The organism is Rhizobium sp. P1_E1 (genome assembly GCF_056406015.1).
In genome coordinates this window covers 40513-57441 of sequence record NZ_JBFUAY010000006.1, presented here as the reverse complement: position 1 = coordinate 57441, position 16929 = coordinate 40513, and the positions used below count along the sequence as shown (strand labels likewise).

Below are 16929 nucleotides of genomic sequence, written 5' to 3'. Positions count from 1 at the left end.
CGGGGAGGAAACCCAATGACCTACACCAATTTCACGCTCGAAACCGACGCCGACGGCATCGCTCTCGTCACCTGGGACATGCCCGGCAAATCGATGAACGTCTTCACCGCCGAGGTGATGGCCGAACTCGACGCCATTATCGACGCCACGACCGCCGATGCCGCCGTCAAGGGTGTCGTCGTCACCTCCGGCAAATCCTCCTTCTCCGGCGGCGCTGATCTGTCGATGATCAAGTCGATGTTCAGCTCCTATCAGGAGGAGAAGGCAAAGAGCCCAGAGACAGCGGTGCAGAACCTCTTCGGCCTGGTCGGCCGCATGAGCGGCCTATTCCGCAAGCTCGAAACATCGGGCAAGCCCTGGGTGTCCGCCATCAACGGCACCTGCATGGGCGGCGCTTTCGAACTGTCGCTTGCCTGCCACGGCCGCGTCGCCTCCAATGCCAAGAGCGTCAAGATTGCACTGCCCGAGGTGAAGGTCGGCATCTTCCCCGGCGCCGGCGGCACGCAGCGTGTGCCGCGGTTGGCGAACGCCCAGGATGCGCTGCAGATGATGACGACGGGCCAGTCGCTGACCGGCTCCCGCGCCAAGGCGATGAACCTCGTGCATCAGGTGGTCGAGCCGGATCAGCTCATCCCGGCCGCCAAGCAGATGATCAAGGATGGCCTGAAGCCGGTCGCCCCCTGGGACGAGAAGGGCTTCAAGGCGCCTGGCGGCGGCATCTGGACGCCGGCCTCCGCCCAGCTCTGGCCGGCGGCGCCTGCGATCCTGCGCAGGGAAACATCGGGCAATTATCCGGCAGCGCTTGCCATCCTGAAATGCGTCTACGAAGGCCTGCAGGTGCCGTTCGACACCGGTCTGAAGATCGAGCAGCGTTATTTCACCGAGGTGCTCCAGACCCGTGAAGCCTTCTCGATGATCCGTTCGCTGTTCATCTCCATGCAGGAGCTCGGCAAGGGCGCCCGCCGCCCGGCAGGTCACGCGAAGACCGAGCTGAAACATATCGGCGTCGTCGGCGCCGGCTTCATGGGCGCCTCGATCGCCTATGTCACCGCCGCCGCCGGCATTCCCGTGACGTTGATCGACCGCGACATCGAAGCGGCGACCAAGGGCAAGGCCGTCTCGGAAGGCCTGGTCAAGGATTCGGTCGGTAAGGGGCGTCTTACGCAGGATGAAGCGGCCGCACTGCTCTCCCGCATCACGCCCTCGGCCGACTATGCCGACCTCGCCAATGCCGATCTCGTCATCGAGGCGGTGTTCGAGGATCGCGAGGTGAAGAAAGCGGTCATCGAGGCGGTCGAAGCCGTGCTGCCCGACGGCGCGATCTTCGCCTCCAATACCTCGACCCTGCCGATATCAGGTCTCGCCAAGAATTCGAAACGCCCTGCCGATTTCATCGGCATCCACTTCTTCTCGCCTGTCGAGAAGATGATGCTGACCGAGGTCATCCTCGGAAGCGACACCGGCGACAGGGCGCTGGCCGTCGCTCTCGACTATATCGCAGCCATCAAGAAGACGCCGATCGTCGTCAACGACACCCGCGGCTTCTTCGTCAATCGCTGCGTGCTGCGCTACATGTCGGAAAGCTACGACATGCTGATAGAGGGCGTGCCGCCTGTGATGATCGAGAATGCCGCCAAGATGGCCGGCATGCCGGTTGGCCCCCTGGCGCTCAACGACGAAGTCGCCATCGACCTCTCGCTGAAAATCCTCAAGGCGACGGTCGCCGATCTCGGCGAAAAAGCCATCGACCCCAGGCATATGGAGCTCATCTCCCGCATGGTGGAAAGGGAAGGTCGCTTCGGCCGCAAGAATTCCAAGGGCTTCTACGACTATCCACCGAAACCGGCGAAGAAGTCCCTCTGGCCCGACCTCAAGACCCTCTACCCGCAGAAGCAGGCGGACGAGGTTGACGTCCACGTCCTGAAGCAACGCTTCCTCGTGACCATTGCGCTGGAAGCCGCCCGCACCGTGGAGGAAGGCATCGTCACCGATCCGCGCGAGGCGGATGTCGGGTCGATCCTGGGCTTTGGCTTCGCGCCCTACACCGGCGGAGCGCTGAGCTATATCGACGGGATGGGCGCGAAGGCTTTCGTGGAACTGGCTGAGAAGTTAGCAAGTACTTACGGAAGTCACTTCAAGCCGACGCCGCTGCTGAAGGACATGGCCGCCAAGGGCGAGACGTTTTACGGTCGGTTCGACCCCTATGCGAAGGTGGGGAAGGCGGCTTAGGCCGCCTTTTGAGCTGTGCCGCTCTTGCCGGGTTTCAAATGTTGAATGGGGCAGGGGGTGACGGCAATCCGTAACCGCAAGCAACACACGCCTCGCTGTCACCCGGACCGGACCGCCCATGCAACCATCCACCGACATCCTCGCATTCGCCGATCCATTGGAGTGGGAATCCTGGCTCTGCGTGCATCACGCAGCATCGACCGGCGCCTGGCTGAAGATCGGTAAGAAAAATCCGAAGAGAACTCTCATCAGCATCGATGAGGCGCTGGATGTGGCGCTCTGTTACGGCTGGATTGACAGCCAGCGCAAGGGGTTTGACGCGAACTCCTACCTGCAGCGTTATTCGCCCCGGCGCGCCAAAAGTCCGTGGTCCAAGCTCAATGTCGATCGGGTCACAGCACTCGCGGAAACCGGGCGCATGCGGCCGACGGGCCTTGCCGAAGTCGCTGCCGCCAAAGCCGACGGACGCTGGGCTGTCGCCTACGCTCCACAACGCGATGCCGGCTTACCGGACGATCTGGCGGCGGCGCTCACTGAGAACGCTGCCGCTGGCGCTGCCTTTGCTCGGCTCGACAAGACCGGCCAATATGCAATCGTCCTGCCACTCCTGAAGGCAACGAGCCCGGAAGTGCGGGTCGCCCGCCTCGGCAAGGCGATCACCAGGTTGGCGCAGGCCGAATAGACGGTATTTCAGTTTCTGAAAAAAACTCGCCCCCGGTTTTCCGCGCCACGCGGCAGGGCAAGACCTGTCCGCAGTGTCTGAAACGTCACCGATTTCCCTTGGTGCGGCCTTGTCACGGACACAATTTCCGATTACATATCCGCGCATCGATCTTGCTAGATGAACTTTGAAACGGCCTCGCGTCGTTCCTGGCGAACTTCCTCCAAAATCGGTTTTCATCGCCGCTCGGCATTTGTTCGAGCTGCATTCTTCTATGAACGATTCGAAAAGGATATCGTCATGAGCACAGGTACCGTAAAGTGGTTCAACGCAACCAAGGGCTTCGGCTTCATTCAGCCGGATGACGGCGCAGCCGACGTTTTCGTCCACATCTCCGCCGTTGAACGCGCTGGCATGCGCGATCTCAAGGATGGCCAGAAGCTGTCTTACGAGCTCGTCCGCGACAACAAGTCCGGCAAGATGTCGGCAGACCGCCTCCAGGCGGCCTGAGCCTTCAAGGCTTTGAATATCATCTCCGGATCGTGACCACGGATGTACCGGCACGGTTCGTTGAGATAGCAGGGAAGGTCGGGTTAACCCGGCCTTTTTTTGTGTCTGGCCGGCGGATGCCGTGCCTTATCCGCTCGGTTTCCCAAGACATGCCGTGGTGAGTTATTCAGCCGCGGGACGCCTCATCCGCCTCCAGCATCTCCATGACCCGGGCCATCACCGCCCGTGCCGCATCGAGTTCGGCTGACGTGAAGGCGCCGCCCAGCCCGTCGGCCCATCCGGCTTGCGCGATCTCGATGACGCCGAGCCGCGCCGCCCCTTCTTCCGTCAGCCGCACCAGTTTGGCGCGCTGGTGCTGCGGATTGTCGGCATAGGCGATCAGTCCTTCACCCTCCAGCACATCGGTAAGCCGCTGCACGCCCTGGCGGGCGACGCCGAGCGCGCGGGCGATCTGCGCCACCGACATGCCGCCGCGTCGTGCCGCCGCCAGCACCTGCCAGCGCGCGCTCGTCTGTCCTGCCGGCTTTGCCAAATGGTCGCCCGCCGCCGTCAGATGGCCGGCGAGGCGAAGGGCGGTGATCGCAAAAGCGGAAAAGGCATCCCCCTCCATCGTCCGCTCCGGTCGATTTTGTTTGACAACATGTTGTCTATTTTGTATCTCATCCATAATGACAACATATTGTCATATCCGGAGACTGAAGGCAACGCCGAAGGAGGAGAGCGCCGTGAAGAAAACTTACAGAGGAAGCTGCCATTGCGGCAAAGTGCACTACGAGGTGGACATGGATCTCGAGGAGGGCACCGGCCGCTGCAATTGCTCGATCTGCGCCAAGCGGCGCTATTGGGGCGCCAACGTCAAGCCCGAGGATTTCCGGCTGATGTGCGACCAGGCGGAAACGGCCGACTATCAGTTCAACACCAGGAGCGGCCATCACCGCTTCTGCCGCACCTGCGGTGTATCAGCCTATGGCGACGGTTATGTCGAAGCGATTGGTGGCGCCTATGTCTCGATCAACATCGCTTGCCTTGACGATATCACCCCTGAGGAACTGGCAGCACTGCCTGTCCGTTACTCCGACGGCAGGCACGATGCCTGGTGGAACGAACCGGCGGTGACGAGTTATCTTTGAAGCAATTCCAGCAAAGCTGCGCAGCAGTTTTGCTGGAATTGCGCAAACGGAAATGCATCCCTGTCGGATCGTCCTCCTCCCGTTCGTCCTCTGTCCATAACGGAGAAGGAGAACGACCGTGAAAGATGAAGCGAATGCCAGGATCGAGGAAGAGGCGATCATCGCCATGCTGATGATGCGGGCCAAGGCGCTGGGTGAGAAGAACGCCAGCGACGCGCTTTCCTATGAGGCCGAGGATTCCGTCGAATTTTCGCTGGCGCCGCCGCTCGTCTATTACGGCCAGGACGAGGCGGGTCTGCAAGCCTGGTTCGATACGTGGGAAGGCCCGATCGGCGGCGAGGTGCGCGATGCTAGACTGACGGCCGGAGAGGATGTCGCTTTCTGGAGCGGCCTCATGCGCATGACCGGGACCAAGACCGACGGCACCGAAGTCGATCTCTGGTTCCGCCAGACCCTCGGTCTCGTCAAGCAGGACGGCCGCTGGCTGGTTGCCCACCAGCACGCCTCGGTGCCCTTCGCCATGGATGGCAGCGGCCGGGCGCTGCTTGATCTGAAGCCGTGAACTGCGTCCTCAGGCAGCGCTCTCCGCCACCCTGCGCCGGTCGGCGCGAATGCTCATCATCCCGACGCCCATCAACAGCAGGATCGCCGTCGCATAGATATCGGTCGTCAGCGCGTAGCCGGCCGATTTTGCCAGGAACCCGGCCAGGATCGCCGGCAGGCTGAAGGCGAGGTAGCTCTGGACGTAGAAGGCCGACAGCAGCCCGGCCCGCTCATCCGGTTTGGCGAGCGGCATGATCGTGCCGATCGAACCGAGGAAATTGGTGCCGAAACCGGCGCCGGTAAAAATCGTGCCGATCAGCAGCAGCGGCACATTGGCGAGATGTACGCCGGCAACGACGGTCAGGATGCCGAGCGTCTTGGCCGACACGCCGAAAGCGAGATTGGCCGATGCCGTCTTGCTGCGCCTGAGATAGACGGCGATCGCCCCGCTTACCATCAATGCGGTGACGACGGCCCCGCCGGTCAGCGGCGCCCGGCTGCCGGTCGTGGTGGCGACCAAGGACGGGACCAGCGAGAGATAGAAACCGGCAAGCGTCCAGTTGGCGATGTTGATCGGCGTCACCAGCGACAGCGGCCGCTTCACCTGCGGCGGAACGGTGACCCGCGGTATCAGCGAGCCGAGCGCGCCCGGCCGCGTGCCGCCGGTCTCGCCTATCAGCCAGATGGCCGCCGCCTGCAGCGTGAAGGCGACGAGCAGCAGCGCATAGATCAGATGCATCGGGAAGGGGCCGTATTGGATCAAGGCGCTGGTGCCGACCGCACCCACCGCCATGCCGGAAAGCGGCGCGATCGAGTTGACGATCTGTCCCTTTGCCCGGTCGACATCGACGAGCGCTGCTCCGAGCGAGGCGCCGGCGATTCCCGTTGCCAGCCCCTGCACGATCCGTGCTGCGATCAGCCAGCCGGGACCGCTGGCGACAACGAAGAGCGCCATGGCGACGATTTCGAGCACGAGGGCGAAAAAGATCACCGGCTTGCGGCCGAGATGATCCGAGATCGAACCGGCGGTCAGCAGCGCCACCAGCAGCGCGAAGGCATAGACCGCAAAGATCACCGTGATCAGCACCGGCGAGACGGAAAAGTTTTCCTGATAGATCCGGTAGAGCGGCGTCGGCGCCGCGGAGGCGCCGAAGAAGGTCGCGAGCGTCAGCGCATGAAAGCCGATCGAGGGGCGTGGCGAATTCTCGGTGGATTTGGCTGCGGCGAACATATATAAGCCCCTTAAAGCTAAGCCGTTGCGTTAGCTTATGTAGAGCTGGCGCCTCATAAAAGCAAATTATTTGCGTTAATAGTTCTATCAAAGATTTTGAACCAACGGTGTCAAGGGGCGAAAGTCGGGTTGCACGCATGACAGTCAAAGAGAACCTCCGTCCGGGCGGCAGAAGCGCCCGGGTTCAGGCATCGGTGCACAAAGCAGTCCGTGAGCTGCTGGCCGAGATGAGCCGCGCTGAGGTGACGATCCCGCTGATCGCCGGCAAGGCGGGGGTGACGCCGTCGACCATCTATCGCCGCTGGGGCGACCTGCAACAGCTTCTCGCCGATGTCGCCGTCGATCGGCTGCGGCCGGATATGCAGCCGATCGATGCAGGCAGCGGCAAGGCCGATCTGGAAGCTTGGGCCGAGCAATATGCCGAGGAAATGTCCTCCGGCCCGGGCCGCGAGATGATCCGCGACGTATTGGCGGCGCAAGCGAGCGCAAATGCCTGTAAATGCGCTGAATTTACCCGTCAGCAGGTCGGTCTCATCGCCGAGAGGGCGAGGGCCCGCGGCGAGGCCTTTCCGGATGTCGAGCGCGTCATGGATCAGGTCGTGGCGCCGATCATGTACCGCATCCTGTTCGGCGATGTGCCGGATGCAGCGCGCGTGCGCGATCTCGTCTCGCGCGTCATGGGCGCGGCGCTTTAAGCGTGCCTTTTACTCTGCGGCTGCGCGCTTGAGGCCGGAAATCTGGGTGATATAGGCGCGCAGCGCCGCCGGCCGCACCGGCTTGTGCTGAACGGCGATGCCGTATCGCTCGGCCTCGCTGCGCACCTCCGGCGTGCGGTCGGCCGTGATCAGCAAAGCGGGGATATCGGCGCCGAACTGCCGGCGCAGATGCAGGATGGCGGCAATGCCGGTGCCGTCGCCGAGATGATAATCGGCGATGACGATATCAGGCGCTCCCTCCTGGCCATCGACGGCGGTGACGTCGGCGAGGCAATCCAGCGCCTCCACCTCGCAGCCCCAGCCGCTGATCAACAGCCGCATGCCTTCGAGGATCTTCGGCTCATTGTCGATGCAGAGGATCTTCAACCCGCTCAACGGCTGCCCCGCACGGTCGGCAGGCGTGATTGCCGCCGTGGCCGCGGCCGGGCGCGAGACGTCGAGCGGCATGGCGATACGGAATTCCGTGCCCTTGCCATGCGTCGACTGCAGCTCGACCGGATGGTTGAGCACGCGGGCGATGCGGTCGACGATCGAAAGGCCGAGCCCGAGGCCGGAAGCAGTCTTCGCGCCTTCGTCCAGCCGCGCGAATTCCTTGAATACCGTGCGGAATTTCGACGGCGGAATGCCGATGCCGGAATCGATCACCTGGATGATCACCTGGTTGCCGCGCCGCCGCGCCCCGACCAGCACCTTGCCGGAGATCGTGTATTTGATGGCGTTGGAAACCAGGTTCTGCACCAGTCGGCGCAGAAGATTGGGGTCGGAGCGGACCCTGAGCGACGTCGGCATGACCACCAGCTTCAGCTGCTTTTCGCGGGCGATCGGCGCGAAATCGGTCTGGATACGCTCCAGCAGGTCGGAGAGCGCGACGGAGGCGAGCCGCGGCCGCATGGCGCCGGTATCGAGCCTGGAGATATCGAGCACCGCCCCGAGAATGGTCTCGACCGATTCCAGCGCGGAATCGATGTTGCGGACGATCGGACTGTTCTCGGATTGCGCCATGCGTTCGACCAGTGCAGAGGAATAGAGCCTGGCGGCATTGAGCGGCTGCAGGATATCGTGGCCGGCGGCGGCGAAAAAGCGTGTCTTGCCGATATTCGCCTCGTCAGCGGCGGCGCGCGCCTCGCCGAGTTCGCGGTTGACCCGGGTTAGCTCGGCCGTGCGTTCGGCGACGCGCTGTTCCAGCGTTTCATTCGCCTGTTTCAGTGCCTGGTCGGCGCTGACGCGCTGGGTGATATCGGTGAAGGTGGCGACGATGCCCTTGTCCGGCATCGCGTTGGAGCGCACCTCGATGATCCGCTCGCCGCCGCCGAGCACCAGTGAAAAGGGTTTGTCGAGCGTCAGGAAATGCCGCACCGTCTGGCTGAGATCGCCGGGCGCGATGTCGCCGCGCTGGCTGAGCGTGGTGACGATATCGGACAAGGGGAAACCGACCTGGCCCGCACTTTCCGGCAGATCCAGCAATTGCCGGAAGCGCCGGTTCCAGATCGTCAGCCGGTTGGAACTGTCGAAGACGGCAATGCCCTGGTCCATCTGCGATAGTGCCGTCTGCAGCATGTCCTGGTTATATTGCAGCGCCTCGCTTGCCTGATCGAGCAGCCAGGCCGTGTCGGAAGAGGCATCCTCGATCTTCTGCAGGATCAACGACAGCACCAGCCGGGCCGAGGACGAGCCGATGGCGCTGCCGAGCAGCTGTTCGCTGAAATGGATGAGCGCCATGTCGGCCGGCTGCTCGTCCTCCAGCTTGCGGCCGGAGCCTTGTTCGTAAGTCGTGAACGAGCGCTGCATGCGTTCTTCGCCGAGATAGCGTGAGATCGCCGCCTTGAGATCGCCGACGCTGATGCGGGTCTTCCAGCCGCGCGTGGCAAATTGCGAGCGCGAATGCCGCTTGACGAAGATGCCGGCCTGAATGCGTTCCAGCGGCTTGGCGTTGCGGGTGAGCGAGCCGACGACGAAGAAGGTGGTGTTGACGAGCAGGCTCATCGCCGTCGCATTGACCAGCGGATCGGCGTCGGCTGCGGTGAATAGCGAGGTCCCGGGAAAGATGAAGCCGAGCACGGCGCTCGCCACATACGAATAATCAGGCCCGCCGAGCGAGGGCAGGAACAACAGGTAGACCCAGATGACGAAGCCGGAGGTCAGTCCGAGGATCGCGCCGCGCGCGTTTGCCCGTCGCCAGATCAGTCCGCCGAAGAGCGCTGGGGCGATTTGCGCGATGGCGGCAAAGGAAAGAAGGCCGATCGAGGCAAGGCCGGCGGTGCTGTCGGTCGAACGGTAATAGGCGTAGCCGAACAGCAGCACGGCGAAAATGGCGCTGCGGCGGATGTTGAGCAGCGTCTTGGCGAAATTGTCGCGCAGGCTGGCGCGGCCTGCGAGTTTGCGCCTGAGGAAGATCGGCATGATGATGTCGTTCGACACCATGATCGACAGCGCGACGGAATCGACGATCACCATCGCCGTTGCGGCGGAGAAACCGCCGATGAAGATGATCAGCGAAATGACGGGCATCTGGCCGGCAAGCGGCAGCGACAGCATGTAGAAATCGGCATTGCCGGTGCCGCCGAAGGTCAAGAGCCCGCCGATCGCCACCGGCAGCACGAAGAGATTGATTGATATGAGATAGGTGGGAAACAGGAAGCCTGCGAGCTTCAGCTGTTTCGGGGTTCGGTTTTCGACAACCGTCACGTGGAATTGCCGCGGCAGCAGGATGATCGCGAAAGCCGACAAGATGATCAGGGTGATCCAGCGGCTGATCGGCGTATGGTAGCTGAGCGCCGACATGACCAGCTCATTGTCGACGGTCTTGCGCCAGAGATCAGTCGGGCCATCGAAGAGAAACCAGATGACGCAGACGCCCGCCGTCAGGAAGGCGACGAGCTTGACGACGGATTCCATCGAGACGGCGAGGATCAGGCCATCCTGATGCTCCGTCGCATCCGTATGCCGCGTGCCGAACATGATGGCGAAGCAGGCAAGCACCAGCGTTGCGACGAGCGGCAGGTCGAGGAAATAGAGATTGCCGCTGCCGATGCCGTAATCGGACGGATTGACCATGGCGCTGACCGTGCTCGAGATCGCCTTGAGCTGCAGCGCGATATAAGGAATGGCGCCGATCAGCGATATCAGGGCGACGATCGTGGCAACCGTCGGGTTCTTGCCGTAGCGCGCCGCGACAAAATCGGCGACCGAGGTGAGCTTCTCCGCCTTGGCGAGCTCGATGATGCGGCGAAGCAACGGCATGCCGAGCGTGAAGACCAGGATGGGGCCGATATAGATGCCGGCAAATTCCAGGCCGCGCTGCGCCGCAAGCCCGACGCTGCCGAAATAGGTCCAGGAGGTGCAGTAGATCGCAAGGCTCAGCGCATAGACCACCGGCCATCCGCCTTCCAGCGTGCCGGGGCCGCGGTCGAGCGTGCCCGGGCTGCGGTTCTTGCGGTCGCCATAGCTCGCCACGGCGAAAAGCAGGAGCAGATAGCCGAAGGCAGACGCGAATATGACCCAGCCTGGAAGCATTGACCCTCCGCCGGCGGAAAACCCGCCGGGACCTCCCGCAACATGGGTCAGCTTAAGTTATTTCAAGCACTTTGAGAATTCCCGCCGGTCTAGGCCTTAAGTCAAAGACCGCACGGGGTATCCCCAAATAATTGCGATTGCCGATTGATTAATTGCAATGAAGATGTAGCTAATAAAAACAATTGTATCAAAGGGAGACGGATCCGATGCTCAATGAGTTCAAGGCCTTTATCGCCCGCGGCAATGTCATGGATCTTGCAGTCGGCGTCATCATCGGCGGCGCCTTCGGTGGCATCGTCAAATCTTTGGTGGATGACCTCATTATGCCGATCGTCGGCGCCATTTTCGGCGGTTTCGATTTTTCGAATTACTTCCTCCCACTGTCGTCGGCCGTCAACGCACAGTCGCTCGCCGCCGCCCGCGAGCAGGGAGCGGTGTTTGCCTATGGCAGTTTCCTCACCGTGCTCATCAACTTCCTCATTCTCGCCTGGATCATCTTCCTGATGGTCAAGGGCGTAAACACCCTGCGTGCCCAGGTCGAGCGCCAGGAAAAGGTGGCACCGGAAGAGCTGCCAGCGCCGCCGGCAGACGTTCAGCTGCTGACGGAAATCCGCGATCTTCTCGCCACGCGCCCGACGGCTTGATCCGGGCTGGAGCCCGTCCGCTCCGGCCGGGCTCAATCATCACGAAAATAGATATGCTATCACTGGATGTCATGGGATTTGCCGGCCCAAATCCGCTATGAAGGCGGAAACCGGAGATATGCATGTCGATCGTGAGCAGCCTCAGCCCGCGCGCCGTAGCGGCGCCCGAAAGCGGGATCGTCGAAGTCGTCAATTATGCCCGTGGCCGCGAAGGTCTGCTGCCGCTCTGGGTGGGTGAAGGCGATCTGCCGACGCCCGATTTCATCAGCAGGGCGGCGATGGACGCGCTGGCCGCCGGCGAGACCTTCTACACCTGGCAGCGCGGCATTCCGGAGCTTCGCCAGGCGCTTTCGGATTATTACACCAGACATTTCGGAATCCGGCTTCCGGTCGAGCATTTCTACGTCACCGGTTCCGGCATGCAGGCGATCCAGATCGCCGTGCAGGCGCTGACCTCGCCGGATGACGAACTGGTTTACCTCTCGCCTTCCTGGCCGAATATCGCCGCCGCTCTCGAAATATCCGGTGCGCGCTCCGTCGGTGTTGAGCTACAGTTCGAAGGCGGTAAATGGGTGGTCGACCTTGACCGCATCGAAACCGCGATCACGCCGAAGACCAAGGGCATCTTCATCAACACGCCGTCGAACCCGACGGGTTGGACGGCCACGAAACAGGACCTTCGCAATATCCTGGCGCTTGCCCGCAGGCACGACCTCTGGATCATGGCGGATGAAATCTATGCCCGCTACTATTTTGCCGGCGGCCGCGCACCCTCTTTCCTCGATGTGATGGAACCTGATGACAAGATCATCTTCGTCAATTCCTTCTCGAAGAACTGGTCGATGACCGGCTGGCGCGTCGGCTGGATCGTGGCACCCCCTGAGATGGGACAGGTGCTCGAAAACCTCATCCAATATTCGACATCGGGCGTGGCGCAGTTCATGCAAAAGGGCGCCGTTGCAGCCCTTGATCAAGGCGACGATTTCGTCGCTGCCAATATCGCCAAGGCGGCCCGCTCCCGCGATATTCTTTGCGATGCGCTGATCGCCACCAATCGGGTCGAGACGCTGAAGCCGGACGGCGCAATCTACGCCTTCCTGAAGATCGACGGCGTCGCCGATAGCCGAAGGGCAGCGCTCGACATCGTCGACAAGACAGGCGTCGGGCTGGCACCCGGAACGGCCTTCGGCCGAGGCGGCGAACTCTTCCTGCGCGCCTGTTTCCTGCGTGACCCCACGCAGGTAGCGACCGCAGCCGAGCGTCTCTGCGACTATATCCTCAAGCTCTGAGAAGCACTGGCCGCAACAGGTATCGTGGCGGGTGGCCGGATCGAATTTGTGCCGGAATCGCCGGATCGATAAAACTCTAGCAAAGCCCGAAATCGGCCTCTAACCACAACTCCAAACATACCCGTTCAAAGCCCCTTGAAAGGCCATTCGATAAGAAAATTGGAAAGAAAAACCGGCGCCTGATGCCCCTGCTTATAAAAACGAAAGCAGGGATGCGGGACATGGCGGTTTTGGTGACGGGCGGGGCCGGATATATCGGCAGTCACATGGTGTGGGCGTTGCTCGATGCGGGCGAGGATGTGGTCGTGCTCGATCGCCTCTCCACGGGCTTTCGCTGGGCCGTGGCGCCGGCGGCGCGTTTTTATCTCGGCGACATTGCCGATCCCGACATACTGAAAAAGGTCTTCATTGAAAACGACATCGAGGCGATCATCCATTTCGCCGGCTCCGCCGTCGTTCCGGTCTCCGTCGCCGATCCCCTCTCCTATTACGACAACAATTCCGGCAAGACCCGGGCGCTTCTGAGTGCTTCGGTCAAGGCCGGTATCCGCAACTTCGTCTTCTCCTCGACGGCCGCCGTCTATGGTCAGCAAAAGACCGACCTGCCGGTGAAGGAGACCGCCCCCCTCAATCCGGAAAATCCTTACGGCCAGTCGAAGCTGATGACCGAGTTCATGCTGCGCGATGCCGCCGCCGCCTATGATTTCAACTATGTCGCGCTTCGTTACTTCAACGTCGCCGGCGCCGACCCCCACCACCGTGCCGGCCAGTCGACCTCAGGCGCCACGCACCTCATCAAGGTCGCCTGCGAGGCAGCACTCGGCAGGCGTGACAGCATCAATGTCTACGGCATCGACTATCCCACCCATGACGGCACCGGCGTGCGCGACTACATCCATGTCAGCGATCTCACGGATGCACATCTGAAATCGCTGCAGCACCTGCGCAGAGGCAAGGGCTCGCTCGTCGCCAATTGCGGTTATGGCAGCGGCTATTCCGTGCTCGACGTGTTGAACATGGTCACCCGCCTGCACGGGCATTCCTTCAAGATCCATATGGCGCCGCGGCGCGCCGGCGATTCGGCAAGCGTCGTCGCAGACGCTTCGCTCGCTCGGCAAGTGCTCGACTGGAAGCCCAGATACGATTCGCTGGAAACCATCGTCCAGAGCTCGCTCGATTGGGAACTGTTCCTGTCGAACAAGAGCGTCGACGACCTGCACAGCATCCACCGGGCACTCGCCGCCGCTTCGTTCTGATGCTGGAGCCTGTTTACGGTCCCCGCGCCTGCGGGGGCCCAATGCCGTTACGTGAATAAGGAAAAATCAAGCTTTCTCTGGCTGGCTCTGGCCAACGGAAAAGAGAAGATGAAGAACTTTCTGGCCTCATTGCAGCTGCAAAAAGACAATCCGACGCTTCTGCTGGCGCAGTTCCAGGCCCTGTCGTCGCAGATCCCCATTCTCTATGTCCTGCTGATCATCAACGCCCTTGCGGTGGCGATCACCCACCTCAAATCCGCGCCCCTGTGGCTCTCGCTCTACATTCCCGTCACCTTGAGCGTCGTCTGCGTCTTCCGTCTCTGCTGGTGGGAGATCAGGGGCAAGGAAGACGTGACCGCCGAGCGGGCCTACAGGCTGATGAAGATCACTATATCAGGCGCCGCCATCCTGGCCGTCGCTTTCGGCAGCTGGGCGATCGCGCTTTACCAATATGGCGACGCTTCCCAGCAGGGTCAGATCGCCTATTTCCTTGTCGTGACAGGCATTTCCTGCATCTTTTGCCTGATGCATCTGCCGATAGCGGCCGCGCTGACCACTGTGATCACCTTCTCGGCCATGGTTGCGACCTTCATGTTCTCCGGCAATCCCGTTTTCGTCGCGACTGCCGTCAGCGGCCTCTTCCTGATCCTGCCCTTTCTCCGGGTGATCAACAGCTATTTCCAGAATTTCGTCGGCCTCGTGCAATTGACCGAGGAGCTGAAGCAGAAGCAGGCGGAAGCCGAGGAGCTGAACCTCGTCAACAGCCGCAACGCCCTGCATGACCAGCTGACCGGCCTTGCCAATCGTCGCAGCTTCTTTCTCTCGCTGGAAAAACGGCTGCAGAAGGATCCGTCGACGCCGCCCGTCCTCGGCATTCTCGATCTCGATGGCTTCAAGCCTGTCAACGACGTCTTCGGCCATGCCGCCGGCGATCTCGTGCTCAAGGAGACGGCCCGCCGCTTCGTCACGCTGGTCGGCGAAGAGGGCATCGTCTCTCGTCTCGGCGGTGATGAGTTCGGTATCATTTTCCCCTGCTCGATGACACGCCAGGCGATCGCCGATCTTGGTCAGGCGCTCTGTGCTGCCGTCCGCGATCCCTACGAAATCCCCGACGGCTCGGTCCGTGTCTTCGGTTCCTGCGGCATCGTCTATCCCGATATCGGCGAGTACACGGCCGAGGATCTCTACGAGAAAGCAGACTTCGCCCTCTATCAGGTCAAGAGCAAGCGCAGCAGCGGTGTCGAATTCTTCTCGGCCGAGCACGAGAAGATCCTGACACAGCGCCACCTGATCGAACTCGAACTGCAGGCGAACGACTTCGCCCAGGAATTGAAACTTGACTATCAGCCGATCGTCGAATTGAGGAGTGGCCGCGTCGTCGCTTACGAGGCGCTCGCCCGCTGGGACAGCGCCCGCTTCGGCCGGATCAGTCCCGAAGCCTTCATTCCCGCCGCCGAGCGCACGGCGGTCATCGGCCGCATGACCCGCATCCTCTTCGCCAAGGCGCTCGAAGCGCTGGCGATCATTCCACGGCATCTCAGGCTGTCTTTCAATCTCTCGGCGCGCGATATCTGCGACCACGAGACCTCGATGGCGCTGCTTGCCATGATCACCCGCTCCGGCATCGATCCCAGGCGCATCGAATTCGAGATCACCGAGACGGCACTGCTCTCCGATTTCGACACCGCCGACCAGGTAATCACTATGCTGCGCGCCGCCGGCATCTCGATTGCCCTTGACGATTTCGGCACCGGCTATTCGAGCCTCAGCCATATTCATCGTCTCGGCTTCGACAAGCTGAAGATCGACAAGTCCTTCGTGATGAATTTCGATCGTGACGCCCGTTGCATGAACATTACCCGCTCGGTCGCCAATCTCTGCCAGAATCTCGGCATTGCCTCCGTCGCCGAAGGCGTCGAAAGCGAAGAGATCGCCGAGGGATTGAAGGCGATGGGCGTTCGTCTGGCGCAGGGCTATCATTTCTCGCGGCCGCTGCCGCTGGAACTTGCCATCGATTACGCCGCCCGGTGCGAGGCCGCAGCCTCCGCCCGCAATTCGCTGTCTGCCTGAATGATCGATCTCGATCCGCCGCAAATCGACTGGAGCGAAGCTACATCGTCGTCTATTCATGGTTCAACAGGATGAGGTGAACCATGCAAGACGGCGAAGTCATCATTGAACGGCGGGGCACCGCGGGGGTGATCCGGCTCAACCGGCCGCGGGCGTTGAACAGCCTGACGCTGCAGATGATCCGGGCGATCACTGGGGCGCTTCACGCTTTTGCCGGGGATCCCGAGGTGGCGAGCGTCGTGGCGACGGGAGAGGGCGAACGCGGCTTCTGTGCCGGCGGCGATATCCGCGTCCTGCATGAGAGTGCTCGCGCCGGCGATGGCCTGGCTGCAAGCTTCTGGCGCGAGGAATTCCGCCTCAACCATATGATTGCCTCCTACCCCAAACCCTATGTCGCGCTGATGGACGGCATCACCATGGGCGGCGGCGTCGGCCTGTCGTCGCACGGCCGCCACCGCATCGTCACCGAGCGCACGCGCCTTGCCATGCCCGAAACCGGCATCGGCTATGTCCCGGATGTCGGCGCCACCTGGCTGCTGCCGCGCGCGCCGGGCGAAGCCGGAACATGGCTCGGCCTGACAGGGCTCGATATCGGCGCTGCCGACGCGATCCACGCTGGGCTTGCCGACCTCCAGATCGCGTCGCCTCGGCTGGGTGAGGTGATCGATGCTCTCTCGGGCCTGCCGCGCGGCAGTTCATCCAGCGACGTGGATGCCGTGCTGCAGGCGCTTTCGGAGCCTCAGGGAGAAAGCCGGCTGCGGCAGAACGCAGCAATGATCGATCGCGCATTCCGTTTCGACAACGTCGAGGAAATCCTGGCAGCGCTTGCCGGGGAGGAAGGCGAATTTGCCGCCGAGACGCGCCGGGTGATGCTGACGCGTTCACCGACCAGCCTCAAGCTCGCTTTGCGGCTGCTCAGGGCCGGCCGCCGCAGCGCCTCGCTTGCCGAATGTCTCGGCCGCGAACTCGGCGCCTGTCTGCAGATGCTTGATAATCCCGATTTTTTCGAGGGCATCCGCGCCGCCGTCATCGACAAGGACCGCAATCCGCAATGGTCGCCGGCGTCAGTCGAGGCCGTGGAGGCATCAACGGTCGAGAATTTCCTGAAACCGGCCGAACCGCCGCTTTCACTCTGAA

14 protein-coding genes are annotated in these 16929 nt (G+C 62.0%); 11 read left to right on the top strand and 3 right to left on the bottom strand.

Features of this window, described 5'->3' with window-relative positions:
• Positions 1 to 15: 15 nt before the first annotated feature.
• From AC1D1Z_RS04455 to AC1D1Z_RS04445, 3 genes are all read left to right on the top strand, one after another.
• Positions 16 to 2229: a 3-hydroxyacyl-CoA dehydrogenase NAD-binding domain-containing protein gene (locus tag AC1D1Z_RS04455; RefSeq protein ID WP_477849624.1), complete on the top strand. Its 2214-nt coding sequence runs from the start codon at positions 16 to 18 to the stop codon at positions 2227 to 2229.
• A 118-nt stretch (positions 2230 to 2347) separates the two neighbouring features.
• Positions 2348 to 2911: a YdeI/OmpD-associated family protein gene (locus tag AC1D1Z_RS04450; RefSeq protein WP_130750705.1), complete on the top strand. Its 564-nt coding sequence runs from the start codon at positions 2348 to 2350 to the stop codon at positions 2909 to 2911.
• Positions 2912 to 3190: 279 nt separating this feature from the next.
• A complete protein-coding gene (locus AC1D1Z_RS04445) occupies positions 3191 to 3400 on the top strand; it encodes a cold-shock protein (protein ID WP_003545273.1) in 210 nt (69 codons plus the stop codon).
• 166 nt (positions 3401 to 3566) lie between these two features.
• Here AC1D1Z_RS04445 and AC1D1Z_RS04440 read toward each other — a convergent pair whose 3' ends face one another.
• Complete coding sequence (locus tag AC1D1Z_RS04440; RefSeq protein WP_130750707.1) at positions 3567 to 4067, bottom strand: MarR family winged helix-turn-helix transcriptional regulator; 501 nt, start codon at positions 4065 to 4067, stop codon at positions 3567 to 3569.
• A gap of 58 nt (positions 4068 to 4125) precedes the next feature.
• Here AC1D1Z_RS04440 and AC1D1Z_RS04435 point away from each other — a divergent pair, with 58 nt between their 5' ends.
• The gene (locus AC1D1Z_RS04435; protein ID WP_130750709.1) at positions 4126 to 4530 is read left to right on the top strand and encodes a GFA family protein; all 405 of its coding nucleotides are present in this window, start codon (positions 4126 to 4128) and stop codon (positions 4528 to 4530) included.
• 118 nt (positions 4531 to 4648) lie between these two features.
• Positions 4649 to 5092, top strand: a complete 444-nt coding sequence (locus AC1D1Z_RS04430) for a YybH family protein (protein ID WP_130651692.1) — start codon at positions 4649 to 4651, stop codon at positions 5090 to 5092.
• A gap of 9 nt (positions 5093 to 5101) precedes the next feature.
• Here the strand turns inward: AC1D1Z_RS04430 and AC1D1Z_RS04425 are convergent, their stop codons facing one another.
• Positions 5102 to 6304: an MFS transporter gene (locus tag AC1D1Z_RS04425; RefSeq protein ID WP_130750711.1), complete on the bottom strand. Its 1203-nt coding sequence runs from the start codon at positions 6302 to 6304 to the stop codon at positions 5102 to 5104.
• A gap of 137 nt (positions 6305 to 6441) precedes the next feature.
• On the opposite strand from AC1D1Z_RS04425, the gene AC1D1Z_RS04420 reads away from it, so the two are divergent.
• Complete coding sequence (locus AC1D1Z_RS04420; protein WP_130750713.1) at positions 6442 to 6999, top strand: TetR/AcrR family transcriptional regulator; 558 nt, start codon at positions 6442 to 6444, stop codon at positions 6997 to 6999.
• A gap of 9 nt (positions 7000 to 7008) precedes the next feature.
• Here AC1D1Z_RS04420 and AC1D1Z_RS04415 read toward each other — a convergent pair whose 3' ends face one another.
• On the bottom strand, positions 7009 to 10533 hold the full coding sequence (locus tag AC1D1Z_RS04415; protein WP_130750715.1) for a hybrid sensor histidine kinase/response regulator: 3525 nt from the start codon (positions 10531 to 10533) through the stop codon (positions 7009 to 7011).
• Positions 10534 to 10739: 206 nt separating this feature from the next.
• Between AC1D1Z_RS04415 and mscL the strand changes: the two genes are divergently transcribed.
• The 5 genes from mscL to AC1D1Z_RS04390 all read left to right on the top strand — a co-directional run bounded on the left by mscL (position 10740) and on the right by AC1D1Z_RS04390 (position 16928).
• Complete coding sequence (mscL, locus tag AC1D1Z_RS04410; RefSeq protein WP_012755977.1) at positions 10740 to 11177, top strand: large conductance mechanosensitive channel protein MscL; 438 nt, start codon at positions 10740 to 10742, stop codon at positions 11175 to 11177.
• A 122-nt stretch (positions 11178 to 11299) separates the two neighbouring features.
• Positions 11300 to 12466 carry a pyridoxal phosphate-dependent aminotransferase gene (locus tag AC1D1Z_RS04405; protein ID WP_130728824.1) on the top strand — a complete coding sequence of 389 codons (1167 nt, stop codon included), beginning with the start codon at positions 11300 to 11302 and terminating at the stop codon, positions 12464 to 12466.
• 221 nt (positions 12467 to 12687) lie between these two features.
• Positions 12688 to 13722: a UDP-glucose 4-epimerase GalE gene (gene galE, locus AC1D1Z_RS04400; RefSeq protein WP_131647493.1), complete on the top strand. Its 1035-nt coding sequence runs from the start codon at positions 12688 to 12690 to the stop codon at positions 13720 to 13722.
• 108 nt (positions 13723 to 13830) lie between these two features.
• Positions 13831 to 15792, top strand: a complete 1962-nt coding sequence (locus AC1D1Z_RS04395) for a putative bifunctional diguanylate cyclase/phosphodiesterase (RefSeq protein WP_047617029.1) — start codon at positions 13831 to 13833, stop codon at positions 15790 to 15792.
• Positions 15793 to 15875: 83 nt separating this feature from the next.
• Positions 15876 to 16928: an enoyl-CoA hydratase/isomerase family protein gene (locus AC1D1Z_RS04390; RefSeq protein WP_131647494.1), complete on the top strand. Its 1053-nt coding sequence runs from the start codon at positions 15876 to 15878 to the stop codon at positions 16926 to 16928.
• Position 16929 lies beyond the last annotated feature (1 nt).

Coding starts and splice junctions, on each gene's coding strand:
- AC1D1Z_RS04455 (WP_477849624.1), top strand. CDS start 16: ATGACCTACACCAATTTCACGCTCGAAACCGACGCCGACGGCATCGCT.
- AC1D1Z_RS04450 (WP_130750705.1), top strand. CDS start 2,348: ATGCAACCATCCACCGACATCCTCGCATTCGCCGATCCATTGGAGTGG.
- AC1D1Z_RS04445 (WP_003545273.1), top strand. CDS start 3,191: ATGAGCACAGGTACCGTAAAGTGGTTCAACGCAACCAAGGGCTTCGGC.
- AC1D1Z_RS04440 (WP_130750707.1), bottom strand. CDS start 4,067: ATGGATGAGATACAAAATAGACAACATGTTGTCAAACAAAATCGACCG.
- AC1D1Z_RS04425 (WP_130750711.1), bottom strand. CDS start 6,304: ATGTTCGCCGCAGCCAAATCCACCGAGAATTCGCCACGCCCCTCGATC.
- AC1D1Z_RS04420 (WP_130750713.1), top strand. CDS start 6,442: ATGACAGTCAAAGAGAACCTCCGTCCGGGCGGCAGAAGCGCCCGGGTT.
- AC1D1Z_RS04415 (WP_130750715.1), bottom strand. CDS start 10,533: ATGCTTCCAGGCTGGGTCATATTCGCGTCTGCCTTCGGCTATCTGCTC.
- mscL (WP_012755977.1), top strand. CDS start 10,740: ATGCTCAATGAGTTCAAGGCCTTTATCGCCCGCGGCAATGTCATGGAT.
- AC1D1Z_RS04405 (WP_130728824.1), top strand. CDS start 11,300: ATGTCGATCGTGAGCAGCCTCAGCCCGCGCGCCGTAGCGGCGCCCGAA.
- galE (WP_131647493.1), top strand. CDS start 12,688: ATGGCGGTTTTGGTGACGGGCGGGGCCGGATATATCGGCAGTCACATG.
- AC1D1Z_RS04395 (WP_047617029.1), top strand. CDS start 13,831: ATGAAGAACTTTCTGGCCTCATTGCAGCTGCAAAAAGACAATCCGACG.
- AC1D1Z_RS04390 (WP_131647494.1), top strand. CDS start 15,876: ATGCAAGACGGCGAAGTCATCATTGAACGGCGGGGCACCGCGGGGGTG.